We start from the raw sequence: 13,058 nt of genomic DNA on the forward strand, positions 1-13,058 counted from the left end.
ACGATCGCCTTGATCGGCATCCCCTCAGCCCGGTGAAGACGGCGGATCTCCGCCCAGTCCTCCACGTTGAGCACTCCCTACTGTCAACGGGGGTCCGTTTTCACCCGTCCGCAGGGGGTCAGTTTTCACGCGTCGCCGACACGAAGCGGGCTGTGCCCGACCGCCCGCGAAGCGGGCTGTGCCCGACCGCCCGCGAAGCGGGCTGTGCCCGACCGGTCAACCAGCCTGTGATCCGGCAAAACAGGCGATCCGGTGATCCGAAAAGCGATCGGATGGAGGTGTCGAGAGCCCCGGGAAGCGAATACGTTTCCAGTCGTGAGCAACCTGCCGAGTAGACCGGCGCCCTCGCCACTCGAGGACGACGGGTCCCTCGCGAGCCCGCTTGGGCGGGCGGCCGCGTTGAACGTCGGCTTTCTCGTCGTTCTGTGGCTCGTCGAGCTGATCAATGTGGCGACCGGGCATCACCTGACACAGTCCGGTGGCATTCTCGCGCGTGATGTCGGCAGTCTGGTCAACATCCTGACCTCGCCGTTCGTGCACGCGAACATCGACCACCTGATGTCGAACGCGTTGCCGCTGTTCAGTTTGGGGCTCATCGCGGCGATCCCGAGTCCGAAGCGCTTTCTCTGGATGACGCTCGTGGTGATCGTCGTCGGTGGGGTCGGGATCTGGTTGTCCTCGCCGGCGGACACGGTGACGATCGGCGCGAGCGGTGTGGTGTTCGGGTACTTCAGCTACCTGCTGCTGCGTGGTCTGGTGGATCGTCGGCCGGCGGACGTGCTGGTGTCGATCGGTATCGCGATCGCGTACGGCTCCTACATGTGGGGTGCGGTCGGGTTCGGTGTCTCGGGCGTGTCGTGGCAGGGGCACGTTTCCGGGCTGGTCGGCGGCGTGGTGGCGGCGCTGGTCGTCCGCACGCCGAAGAAGAAGCAACCGGCGGAGGACGCCGAGGTTCCGGGGTTGCCGCCGGCCGTCTAGCCGAGCCTGACACGGCCGTCCGCACCAGGGTGTCCTTGATCGCCCTGCGTGCGCAGGTAACCTTCCGCGACGTGCCCGCCAAGCTCGTCGGCAAGGGCGTCACGGCACCGCCACGCCCCGCCAGGATCACGCCAGTCCCGCTCACCACGTTGGTGACGCGGGCGAAGGTGCGTGCGCTGCGGCCGCCGGACGCCGTGACCGCCGTCACCGGTGCCACGCTCCGCGCGCAGCACGTCGTGCCAGGAGACCTGTTCGCCGCGCTGCCCGGCGCTCGCGTGCACGGCGCGGACTTCGCGGCCGACGCGATCCGGGCCGGTGCGGTCGCCGTGCTGACCGACGAGGAGGGCGCGGCACGGCCCGCGCTCGCGGACGTCCCGGTCCTCGTGCACGACGACCCGCGTCAGCTGCTCGGCTCGGTGGCCGCCTGGATCTACGGTGAGCCGTCGCTGCACCTGTCGGTGCTCGGGGTGACCGGCACGTCCGGCAAGACCACCACCACGTACATGATCGACGCCGGGCTGCGGGCCGCCGGGATCACGACCGGGCTGGTCGGCACGGTCGAGACCCGTATCGCGGGGGAGCGGCTGGCGAGCGCGTTCACCACGCCGGAGGCGCCGGACCTGCAGGCCCTGTTCGCGGTGATGGTCGAGCGCGGTGTCACGCACGTGCCGATGGAGGTGTCGAGCCACGCGCTGTCGCTCGGCCGCGTCAACGGCACCCGGTTCGCGGTCGGCTCCTTCACCAACCTGTCGCAGGACCACCTGGACTTCCACGCCGACATGGAGGACTACTTCCAGGCCAAGGCGCTCCTGTTCGACGGCCGGTCCACCACCGAGATCGTGTGCGTCGACGGTGAGTGGGGCCGGCGCCTGGTCACGCCGCGGACGATCACCGTCGCGACCGAAGGCGACGGCGACTGGACCGCGACGGGCGTGACCACCTCGAACACCGGCGAGCAGGCCTTCACCATCCACGGGCCGGGGATCGAGCTCCCGGTGACGCTGCCGATGCCGGGCGAGTTCAACGTCGCGAACGCGCTGCTCGCAGCGGCCTGCCTGCACGCGGCCGGGGTCGCGCCCGCCGACATCGCCACCGGGCTCGGCACGGTGGCTGTGCCCGGCCGGATGGAACGGGTCGCGGTCGGGCAGGACTTCACCGCGGTCGTCGACTACGCGCACAAGCCGGCGGCCGTCGCGCTGGCCCTCGACGCGATCCGGGCCCGCACCCAGGGCCGCGTGATCGTCGTGCTGGGCTGCGGCGGCGACCGGGACGTCGCGAAGCGCCCCATGATGGGCGAGGCCGCGGCCAGGCGGAGTGAGCTGCTCATCGTCACCGACGACAACCCGCGCACCGAGGACCCGGCGGCGATCCGCGCCGCGATGCAGGCGGGCGCCGAGGCCGTCCCACCTGGCGAGCGCGGCGAGATCGTGAACATCGGTGATCGCCGGGCGGCCATCGTGGAGGCCGTGCGGCGTGCCGGCGTCGGCGACGCGGTGGTGATCGCGGGTAAGGGACACGAGACCGGACAGGAGATCGACGGGGTGGTGCACCCGTTCTCCGACCACGACGAGCTGCGGGCGGCCATCCGCGAGCGGCTGGAGAAGAGCCAGTGAGCGGAGCTTGCGGAGCGAACCATCAGCACTCAGGCCGCCACCTCGCCTGCGGAGGGCGACGGTGGAGCGGAGCCTGCGGAGCGTTCCGTCGCCACGGAGCGGGGGAGGAGGCGTCGTGATCCCACTGACCCTCAGGGAAATCGCCGAGGCCACGGGCGGTCGCCTCCACAACACGAACGGCGACGAGGTCGTCACCGGCTCCGTCGAGTTCGACTCGCGGAAGATCGGACCGGGCGGGTTGTTCGTCGCGGTGCCGGGGGAGCGGGTCGACGGGCACGACTTCGCCGCCGCGGCGGTCGAGAAGGGCGCCGTCGGGGTGCTCGCCGCCCGCGAGGTGGACGCGCCCTCGGTCATCGTGCCGCCGGTCAGCGCCGCGCCCGTCCGCGCGTACGTGCTCGCCGGCGACAAGGACGGGTCCGGCGCCGCGGTGCTGGCCGGCCTCGCCGCCACCGCCCGCGCCGTGGTCGACCGGCTCGACGGCCTCACCGTCGTCGGCGTCACCGGATCGTCCGGCAAGACGTCCACCAAGGACCTCATCAGCCAGGTGCTCGAACCACTCGGCCCGACCGTCGCGCCGCCCGGCTCGTTCAACAACGAACTCGGCCACCCGTGGACCGTCCTGCGTGCCGACGAGAACACCAAACACCTGGTCCTGGAGCTGTCGGCCCGGGGTGCCGGGCACATCCGCGCGCTGTGCGCGGCCGCTCCGCCCCGCATCGGCGTGGTGCTGAACGTCGGCTCGGCGCACCTGTCCGAGTTCGGCTCCCGCGAGGACATCGCACAGGCCAAGGGCGAGCTGGCCGAGGCGGCCACCGACGTCGCGGTGCTCAACGCCGACGACCCGCTGGTCCGCGCGATGGCCGAGCGCACGAAGGCCAGGGTCGTCCTGGTCGGCGAGCACCCCGACGCCGCGGTCCGCGCCGAGGACATCCAGCTCGACGAGCAGGCCAGGGCCACGTTCCGCCTGGTCACCTCGCGCGGCGCGGCCACGGTCACGCTCGCCCTGCACGGCGCCCACCACGTCGGCAACGCGCTGTCCGCGGCGGCCGTCGGGCTCGAACTGGGCGCGGACGTCGACCAGATCGCTGCCAGCCTGTCGAGCGCCCAGCGCCGGTCGGCCCGCCGCATGGAGGTCACCACGCGCGCCGACGGCGTGACCGTGGTCAACGACTCGTACAACGCCAACCCGGAGTCGATGGCGGCCGCGTTGCGGACGCTTGCCAGGATGGCGGGGCCGGATCGTCGCACCTGGGCGGTGCTCGGCGAGATGGGAGAACTCGGCGTGTCGGGCGCCGAGGCACACGAGGAGATCGGACGGCTCGCGGCCCGCCTGGGCATCGACCGTCTGGTGGCAGTGACCGAGCAGGCCGGCGCCATCCAGCACGGCGCCCGGCTGGAGGGGACTGGAACAGGAGAGGAGCACGTGCTGGTGCCCGATGTGGAAGCAGCCGTCGCGCTGCTGGACACCGAGCTTCGCCCCGGGGACGTCGTGCTGGTCAAGGCGTCCAACTTCGTCGGACTGTGGCGGGTGGCGGACGCGCTGCTGGGGAGCCGCGCGTGATCGGCATCCTGGTGGCGGCCGCGGTCGCCCTGATCGTCTCGATCATGTTCACCCCGTACCTGATCCGGGTGTTCTCGCGTCAGGGTTTCGGTCAGGAGATCCGCGAGGAGGGCCCGCAGGGTCACCAGTCCAAGCGCGGCACCCCGACCATGGGTGGCGTCGCGATCCTGGTCGCCATGCTGGTCGGCTACTTCGTCGCCCACCTGTTCACCGGGCTGACCTCGGAGGACTCCGAGAGCCCGACCGCGTCCGGACTGCTGGTGCTGCTGCTCACCACAGGCCTGGGTCTGGTCGGCTTCCTCGACGACTTCATCAAGATCCGCAAGCAGCGCAACCTCGGCCTGAACAAGACCGCGAAGATGGTCGGCCAGCTGGTCGTCTCGCTCGTGTTCGCGATCCTCGCGGTGAACTTCCCCGACAACTACGGCTTCCGGCCCGCGTCGATCAACCTGTCGTTCGTGCGGGACCTGACGATCATCTCGTTCGGCACGATCGGTTTCGTCGTGTTCTGCTACCTGCTGGTCTCCGGCTGGTCGAACGCGGTGAACTTCACCGACGGCCTCGACGGCCTCGCCGGCGGCTCGTCGGCCATGGTGTTCGGGACGTACGTGGTCATCACGTTCTGGCAGTTCCGCTACAACTGCGGCTCCAACGACCCGTCCGTCGGCTGCTACGACGTGCGTGACCCGCTCGACCTGGCGGTGGTCGCCGCCGCGGCGATGGGCGCGTGTATCGGCTTCCTGTGGTGGAACGCGGCACCGGCGAAGATCTTCATGGGGGACACGGGGTCGCTCGCGCTCGGCGGCCTGGTCGCCGGTCTGTCGGTCACCACCCAGACCGAGCTGCTGATGGTGATCGTCGGTGGCCTGTTCGTGGTGGAGATGCTGTCGGTGGTGCTCCAGATCGCGGTCTTCCGAACTACCAGACGGCGCCTGTTCCGCATGGCGCCGTTCCATCATCACTTCGAGCTGGCTGGTTGGGCGGAAACCACGGTCATCATCAGGTTCTGGCTGCTGGCCGGGATCTGCGCGATGTTCGGCCTCGGCCTCTTCTACTCGGAGTGGCTGACCGCGAACGGCGGCTGATGTTCACCGACAGGTACGTGCTCGTCGCGGGTGCCGGGGTCACCGGGAAGTCGGTGGCCTCGGCGCTCGTGCACGCCGGCGCCCGGGTGACGGTCACCGACGGCGTCGCCGACCGGCTCACCGACTTACCGGCGGGCGTCGAGACCGTGGTCGGGTTGACCACCCCGCCTGACGGCGTCGACCTGGTCGTCACCAGCCCCGGCTGGCCGCCGACCGCGCCGCTGCTCGTGGCCGCCGCCGAGGCCGGCATCGAGGTGATCGGCGAGGTCGAGCTCGCATGGCGGCTCGGCGAGACGCTGCCGAACCCGCCCGCCTGGCTGGCCGTCACCGGCACCGACGGCAAGACCACCACGGTGGGCATGCTGGAGTCGATCCTGCTCGCGTCCGGCGCCAAGGCCGTGGCCTGCGGGAACATCGGCCTCCCGGTGATCGACGCGGTGCTGGGCGGCTACGACGTGCTTGCCGTGGAGCTGTCCAGCTATCAGCTGCACTGGCAGTCCTCGATGCGGGCACACGCCGCCGCCGTGCTCAACATCGCCGAGGACCACCTCGAGTGGCACGGCTCGATGGCCGGCTACGTCCAGGACAAGGGCAAGATCTACACCGGCGCCGGGCTCGCCGTGTACAACGCGGACGACGTCGAGACCGAGCGTCTCGCCGCCGACTCGCCGCAGAAGGTGAGCTTCACGGTCAGTACCCCGTCCGCCGGCCAGTTCGGCGTCACGGACGGCTGGCTCGTGCACGGTGACCTGCTGCTCGCGCCGGTCGCCGAGGTACGCCCGGTCGGCCCGCACAACGTGGCCAACGCCCTGGCCGCCGCGGCCCTGGCCAGGGCCTACGGCGTGTCCGCCGAAGCCGTCCGGGCCGGGTTGACCGCGTACACCCCGCCCGCCCACCGGGTCGAGCTGATCGCCGAGCACGGGGGTGTCCGGTACGTCAACGACTCCAAGGCCACCAACACCCACGCCGCACAGGGCTCGCTCGGCGCGTTCGACTCCGTGGTGTGGATCGCCGGCGGGCTGCTGCACGGCGCGCCGGTCGGCGATCTTGTCGCCGAGGCGGCGCCGCGCCTGCGTGGTGTGGTGCTCCTCGGCGCCGATCGAGGCGTGTTCGCCGCCGCACTCGCGCGACACGCGCCGGATGTCCCGGTGCATCTGGTCGGTTCGGGAGACGATGAGCCCATGCTCACGGCGGTGCGTGCGGCGAACGCGATGGCTTCCCCCGGCGACGTGGTGCTGCTCGCACCCGCCGCCAAGTCCCATGATCTCTTCGCCAGCTACGTGCACCGCGGCACGGCTTTCGCCGAAGCCGTGCGGGACGTGCTGGCGGAGCGTGGATGACCGCACTCGAGGAGTCCAAGAGCACGACCGACTCACCAGCCGACCGCGGGCAGGGCAAGGCCAGGGAACGGGTCGGCCGTCTCTGGGCGGCACGCACCGCGCTGACCGCGTGGCTTGGCCGGCCGCTGGCGTCGTTCCACCTCGTCCTCGCGATCTGCGCGTTGCTGATCGTGATCGGGCTGGTCATGGTGCTGTCGGCATCCGCGGTCATCTCGCTGAACGCGGGCAGCTCCGCCTACACGGTGTTCGGCAAGCAGGTCATCTTCGTGCTGGTCGGGCTCGTGCTGTTCTGGTTCGGCGTGCGGGTCCCGCTGCGGCAGATCAGGGCGCTCAGCCCGATGGCGCTGTGGGTGTGCGTCTTCATGCTCATCCTCGTGCTCACCCCGCTCGGCTCGACCATCAACGGCACCCGCAGCTGGTTCACGCTCGGGCCGCTGTCGTTCCAGCCGGTCGAGTTCGCCAAGCTCTCGCTCGCGCTCTGGGGCGCGCACATCCTGGTGATCAAGCGTGGCCTGCTGCACCAGTACCGGCACCTGCTCGTGCCGGTCGTGCCCGTCGCGCTCCTGATGTTCGCGCTGGTCATGCTCCAACCCGACCTCGGCGGCACGGTCACCCTCGGCGTGGTGCTGATCGCGTTGCTGTGGTTCGCGGGTGCGCAGCTGCGGCTGTTCGGCGCGCTGGCGCTGGGCGGCCTGGCTGGCGTGGTCCTCCTGGCCATCGGCACCCAGTACCGTCTCGACCGGGTGGTGTCCTTCCTCAACCCAGGCTCGGACAGCCTTGGCGCGGACTACCAGTCGGACCAGGCGCTGTACGCGCTCGCCGACGGCGGACTGTTCGGCCAGGGCCTCGGGCAGGGGCCGTCGAAGTGGAAGTACCTGCCCAACGTGCACAACGACTTCATCTTCGCGTTGATCGGCGAGGAGCTCGGGTTCCTCGGGTGTGCGCTGGTGCTCGGGTTGTTCGGCATGCTCGCGGTGGTCGGCATGCGGGTCGCGACCCGCAACATCGACCCGTGGATCCGCATGGTGGCGGCCACACTGACCGTGTGGCTGGTGGCGCAGGCGGCCATCAACGTCTGCTACGTGGTGGGTCTGCTGCCCGTCACCGGCATCACACTGCCCCTCATCTCCTCGGGTGGGACGTCGGTGGTGACGACCATGCTCGTGTTCGGCGTGCTCGCGAACTGTGCGCGGCATGAGCCCGAGGCGGTGGCCGCACTACGCTCTCAGGGGCCGGGCCGATTCGGCCGGCTGATGAGGCTCCCCGCACCGGAGCCCTACCAGCCGCCGATCCGCCGCAAGCCGGTCCGGCGCCCCGCCCCGCAGCGAGGCTCGGCAACCCATGGGCGACAGCCGACCCCGCGCCGCAACCTTGGAGGACGTTTTTGAACACCCCTGCCAACCGAGGCCCCTGCGTCGTCGTCGCGGGGGGAGGGACCGCCGGGCACATCGAGCCCGCGCTGGCCACCGCTGACGCCATCCGCAGAATCCGCCCGGACGCCCGGGTGGTGGCGCTGGGCACCGAACGCGGCCTGGAGAAGAACATCGTCCCGGCCCGCGGCTACCAGCTGGAGATGATCCCGCCGGTGCCGATGCCCCGTAAGCCGAATGTCGACCTGCTGAAGTTGCCGCTCAAGGTGCGTGCCGCGGTGAAGCAGACCCGCGAGGTGCTGGACCGGGTCGGCGCGGACGTCGTCGTCGGCTTCGGCGGCTACGTGGCGCTGCCCGCCTACCTCGCCGCCCGCGGCCGCACCCCGATCGTCATCCACGACTCCAACGCGAAGGTCGGGCTCGCCAACAAGGTGGGCGCCCGGTGGGCCGAGCGGGTCGCCGTCGCCGTGCCCGACACCGGCCTGCCGAACGCCGAGGTGATCGGCATCCCGCTGCGGGGCTCGATCATCGGGCTGGACCGGGCCAGGATGCGGGCACAGGCCCGCCAGTTCTTCGGGCTGCACCCGACCGCGCCGACGCTGCTGGTGTTCGGCGGATCGCAGGGGGCGCGGACGCTGAACAACGCCGTGTCGGCGAACGCGCGGGTCTTCGCCGACCGCGGCATCGGCGTGCTGCACGCGCACGGGCCGAAGAACAGCATCGCTGTACAGGACGTGCCTGGCCGGCCCCGGTACGTCGCGGTTCCGTACCTGGAGCGGATGGACCTCGCCTACGCCGCCGCCGACGCGGTGCTGTGCCGCAGCGGTGCGATGACCGTCGCCGAGGTGTCCGCGGTCGGGCTGCCCGCCATCTACGTGCCGCTGCCGATCGGCAACGGTGAGCAGGCGTTCAACGCCAAGCCGGCGGTCGACGCGGGCGCCGCGCTGATGGTGACGGACGAGGAGCTGACCGCGCAGAAGGCCGCGGAGCTGGTCGTGCCGCTGCTCACCGACCCGCTGCGACTGCGGGCGATGAGCGCCGCCGCGCAGGGCAGCGGCCACCGCGAGGCGGCGGACGTGCTGGCCCGCATGGTTCTGGAAGTGGTCGGGAAGTGACCACGCTCGAGCGGGTGCACTTGGTGGGCATTGGCGGTGCGGGCATGAGCGGCATCGCAAGGATCCTGCTCGACCGCGGCATGGCGGTGTCGGGGTCCGACGCGAAGGACTCGTCGACGCTGCGGACGCTGCGGGCGCAGGGCGCGCAGGTCGCCATCGGTCAGGCGGCGGGCAACCTGGACCAGCTCGAGGGCGGCCCCACCGCGGTCGTGGTGTCGACCGCGATCAAGCCGGACAACCCCGAGCTGGTCGAGGCGCGGGCGCGTGGGTTGGCCGTGCTGCACCGGTCCGAGGCGCTCGCCGCGTTGATGGCCGACCACCGGGTCGCCTGTGTGATCGGCACGCACGGCAAGACGTCGACCACGTCGATGCTCACGGTCGCGCTGCAGCACTGCCGGCTCGACCCGTCGTTCGCGATCGGCGGCGACCTCAACGAGTCCGGTGCCAACGCCCACCACGGCGTCGGCGGCATCTTCGTCGCGGAGGCGGACGAGAGCGACGGGTCGTTCCTGGCGTTCTCCCCGTCGGTGGCGGTGGTGACCAACGTGGAGGCCGACCACCTCGACCACCACGGCACGGTCGAGGCCTACAACGCGGTGTTCGAGTCGTTCCTGGACCGGATCACCGACGACGGTGTGCTGGTCGCGTGCGCGGACGACCCGGGATCGGCCGCGCTGGCACTGCTCGCCGAGAACCGGGGCCTGCGGGTACGCCGCTACGGACGGGCGGCCACGGACGTGACACTGACCGCCTACGAGCCGGTCGACGGCGGCGGGGTCGCGCGGATCCTCCTCGACGGCGCCGAGGTCGAGGTGCGGGTGGCGGTGCCGGGCGAGCACATGGCGCTGAACGCCCTGGGCGCGTTGATCGCCGGGCTCGAGCTGGAAGCCCCGCTCGAGGGGCTGTTGGAGGGCATCGCCGGGTTCGGCGGCGTGCGTCGGCGGTTCGAGTTCAAGGGCCGGGCCGGGGGCGTGCGGGTGTACGACGACTACGCCCATCACCCGACCGAGGTGGCCGCGCAGCTGCGGGCGGCCAGGCCGGCGGCGCACGGCGGCAAGCTCGTGGTGATCTTCCAGCCGCACCTGTACTCCCGGACCAGGCTGTTCGCCGCCGAGTTCGGCGCGGCGCTGGGCCTTGCGGACGAGGTCGTGGTGCTGGACGTGTACGGCGCGCGGGAACAACCGGAGCCGGGCGTGACCAGTCACCTGATCGTCGACGCGATACCGCTGCCGGCGGAGCGGGTGCGGTTCGAGTCGTCTTTCGAGCGGGTGCCGGCCCTGGTGGCGGACCTGGCGCAGGAAGGCGACCTCGTGCTGACCATGGGTGCCGGGGACGTGACCATGCTCGGCCCGGAACTGATCGCCGAACTGGACCGGAGAGTCCGAGTCTGACCATGGACGACACGCGCGACGAGGACGACGGCGAGAAAACCGGCGAGGAGCGCCGCGCCCGCCGAACCCGCTCGACGCGCGACCGCCACGGCAGGACCGGGACCACCGCGACCGGCGACGCCCGCACCCGCCGCAGAGGCGGGGAGGACACGGAGACCCCTCGCCGCCGCACAGCCGCCGGCAAGTCCGCCGACCAGCGAGCAGCCGGGCGATCCGCCCGCCTGAACAGGCGCGACGGTGCCGGGCCGGAGACGACCGGCCGGAGTGGGCGCCGTGGTGCCGGCGACGCGGAGTCGGCGGGGACAGCGTCGGACGGTGCGGCCGGGTCCCGGGGCGAGGCGGCCTCGGTTCGGCGTGCCGGGTCGCGCGGCCGGGTGCGTGGTCGGGGTGAACCGGCGCGGCCGGACTCGTCGAGCCGCGGCGGACGCACCGGGCGGGACTCCGGCCGGCCCGCCATGCGCCGGTCGCGGTCCGACGCCGTGCGTGCCCGGCGGTCCGAGCCGGGGGAGCGTCGCCCGCCGACGCGTCGCCGCTACCTGACGCGCCGGTGGGTCGCGGTGCTCACGGTGCTCGCCGTGCTGACGGTGGCCTATCTGGTCATGTTCACGTCGCTGCTCGGGGTCCGGTCGGTGGAGGTCATCGGCGCCAAGGAGATTCCCGAGGCGGACGTCGTCGGAGCGGCCGCGATCGAGCACGGCACGCCCATGGTGCGCCTCGACGCGGACCAGGCGGCCGCGCGGGTCGCGGAGCTGCCGAGGGTGTTCGAGGTACGGGTGGAGCGGTCGTGGCCCAGCACCGTGGAGATCATCGTCACCGAGCGGTCGCCGGTCGCCGTGTTGCGGGACGGCGACCAGATCCACCTGGTCGACCGCACCGGCCTGAACTACGCGAAGGTCGCGGCGGCCCCGCCCGGCCTGCCCGTGCTGGCCATGTCGAACGTGCGCCCGGACGACCCGGCCACGAAGGCGGCGGTCACCGTCCTGGCCTCGATCCCGAAGCAGCTCTCCGATCAGGTGACCACGGTGACGGCCGACACCCCCGGCAACGTCCGCCTCACCCTGACTGATGGCCGCCTCGTGAAGTGGGGCAACGCCAACGAGAACCCACGCAAGGCCGCGGTGCTGGCCGCCCTGCTGACCAGGCCGGGCAAGACCTACGACGTGGCCACACCGGACTTCCCCACCGTCTCGGAATGACCCCGACGTGGCCTCCGGCCCCCTCGAACCACGCTACCGGACACCACCGACACTCCCGCCGCACACGACCCGGGTTGTCCACACCCTCCGCGTGTCCAACACCCAGAACCCGCGTGTCCAACACCCAGGACGCGCGTGTCCAACCGCAGGGACCGCTGAGTTCAACCGGGCGGACCGCTGAGTTCAACAATTCCGTCGGCCGGTGCCTGGTCGGTGAGGCACACTGCCCGGCATGACTTCGATCGACACGCGTCCCGACCCGCCCAAGGTCGGGGGCGAGCGTGAACAGCTCGTCGGCTTTCTCGACTTCCTCCGCGCCACCGTCGTGCTCAAGGCCTCCGGGCTCACCGACGAGCAGGCGCGGCGCCAGCTCGTGCCGTCGGAGCTGACCACCGTCGCCGGGCTGGTGGCGCACCTGACCTTTGTCGAGCAGTACTGGTTCGCCCAGGTGCTCGACGGCAAGCCGGACGAGTGGGTTGAGCTGTTCAAGGAGGATCCGGACGCCGAGTTCCGCATCGGCATGAAGACGCCCCTGACCCAGCTGATCGCGGACTACGAGGCCGAGTGCCAACGGAGCAGGGACGTCGCTGGCCGGCTCGACCTCGACGGCACGGGCACCACGGCCAAGGGGCAACCGGTCAACCTGCGCTGGGTACTGATCCATATGATCGAGGAAACCGGGCGCCACGCCGGTCATCTCGACCTGCTCCGTGAACTGCTCGACGGGAGCACCGGCGAGTAGCCGAGAGTGAATGGGGCACACAACACCGCAACTACACGGCGTGGCGGCTGGAAACGGGAACGGTCGATGCTTACCGTCCTGATTCGACGGCAGAGCTTGACATAACTCTAAGTCTCTCGTAGAGGTTTAGGGTTCGCGGTCTTGCGACAGCTCGGGGAATGCACACAGCAGATCAGGAAGGCGGTTCGATGACGCCCCCGCACAACTACCTGGCGGTGATCAAAGTCGTCGGCATCGGCGGCGGCGGTGTCAACGCCGTCAACCGGATGATCGACGCAGGTCTCAAGGGTGTCGAGTTCATCGCTGTCAACACCGACGCCCAGGCACTGCTGATGTCGGACGCCGACGTGAAGCTGGACATCGGCCGTGATCTCACCCGCGGCCTCGGCGCCGGCGCCGACCCCGAGCTCGGCCGCCAGGCTGCCGAAGCCCACCGCGACGAGATCGAGGAGGTCCTGAAGGGCGCCGACATGGTCTTCGTCACCGCCGGCAAGGGCGGCGGCACCGGAACCGGCGGAGCCCCCGTGGTTGCCGAGATCGCCAAGAGCCTCGGCGCCCTGACCATCGGCGTGGTCACCCGGCCGTTCGCCTTCGAAGGCCGCCGCCGCAGTGTGAACGCCGAGCAGGGAATCATGAAGCTGAAGGACCGGCTGGACAGCCTGATCAC

At 71.1% G+C, this 13,058-nt stretch carries 11 protein-coding genes; all 11 read left to right on the forward strand.

Translation table 11 applies throughout. The annotated features are described in order from the left end of the window. The first annotated feature begins 315 nt into the window (after positions 1–315). Entirely contained in the window at positions 316–978 is a 663-nt protein-coding gene (locus VF106_RS42340) for a rhomboid family intramembrane serine protease (protein WP_330845681.1), read from the forward strand. A gap of 44 nt (positions 979–1,022) precedes the next feature. Then, a complete protein-coding gene (locus VF106_RS42345) occupies positions 1,023–2,591 on the forward strand; it encodes a UDP-N-acetylmuramoyl-L-alanyl-D-glutamate--2,6-diaminopimelate ligase (protein WP_330845689.1) in 1,569 nt (522 codons plus the stop codon). A gap of 115 nt (positions 2,592–2,706) precedes the next feature. Then, a complete protein-coding gene (locus tag VF106_RS42350) occupies positions 2,707–4,152 on the forward strand; it encodes a UDP-N-acetylmuramoyl-tripeptide--D-alanyl-D-alanine ligase (protein WP_330845682.1) in 1,446 nt (481 codons plus the stop codon). After that, positions 4,149–5,237: a phospho-N-acetylmuramoyl-pentapeptide-transferase gene (mraY, locus tag VF106_RS42355; protein ID WP_330845683.1), complete on the forward strand. Its 1,089-nt coding sequence runs from the start codon at positions 4,149–4,151 to the stop codon at positions 5,235–5,237. The genes VF106_RS42350 and mraY overlap by 4 nt, the downstream gene beginning before the upstream one ends. After that, positions 5,237–6,577: a UDP-N-acetylmuramoyl-L-alanine--D-glutamate ligase gene (gene murD, locus VF106_RS42360; protein ID WP_330845690.1), complete on the forward strand. Its 1,341-nt coding sequence runs from the start codon at positions 5,237–5,239 to the stop codon at positions 6,575–6,577. Before mraY ends, murD begins: the two co-directional genes overlap by 1 nt. After that, positions 6,574–7,965, forward strand: coding sequence for a putative lipid II flippase FtsW (gene ftsW, locus VF106_RS42365; RefSeq protein ID WP_330845684.1), 1,392 nt, complete (start codon positions 6,574–6,576; stop codon positions 7,963–7,965). The genes murD and ftsW overlap by 4 nt, the downstream gene beginning before the upstream one ends. Further along, on the forward strand, positions 7,962–9,062 hold the full coding sequence (gene murG / locus VF106_RS42370; protein ID WP_330845685.1) for an undecaprenyldiphospho-muramoylpentapeptide beta-N-acetylglucosaminyltransferase: 1,101 nt from the start codon (positions 7,962–7,964) through the stop codon (positions 9,060–9,062). Before ftsW ends, murG begins: the two co-directional genes overlap by 4 nt. Beyond that, positions 9,059–10,453: a UDP-N-acetylmuramate--L-alanine ligase gene (murC, locus tag VF106_RS42375; RefSeq protein ID WP_330845686.1), complete on the forward strand. Its 1,395-nt coding sequence runs from the start codon at positions 9,059–9,061 to the stop codon at positions 10,451–10,453. The genes murG and murC overlap by 4 nt, the downstream gene beginning before the upstream one ends. Positions 10,454–10,455: 2 nt before the next feature. Then, the gene (locus tag VF106_RS42380; protein WP_330845687.1) at positions 10,456–11,649 is read left to right on the forward strand and encodes a cell division protein FtsQ/DivIB; all 1,194 of its coding nucleotides are present in this window, start codon (positions 10,456–10,458) and stop codon (positions 11,647–11,649) included. Between the two features lie 232 nt (positions 11,650–11,881). Continuing rightward, positions 11,882–12,391, forward strand: a complete 510-nt coding sequence (locus tag VF106_RS42385; RefSeq protein WP_330845688.1) for a DinB family protein — start codon at positions 11,882–11,884, stop codon at positions 12,389–12,391. A gap of 188 nt (positions 12,392–12,579) precedes the next feature. Continuing rightward, on the forward strand, positions 12,580–13,058 hold a 479-nt coding region (locus VF106_RS42390), incomplete at its 3' end, for a cell division protein FtsZ (protein WP_414639186.1).

Origin of the sequence: Actinophytocola sp., from assembly GCF_036378875.1 — a bacterium.
Taxonomy (GTDB): domain Bacteria; phylum Actinomycetota; class Actinomycetes; order Mycobacteriales; family Pseudonocardiaceae; genus Actinophytocola.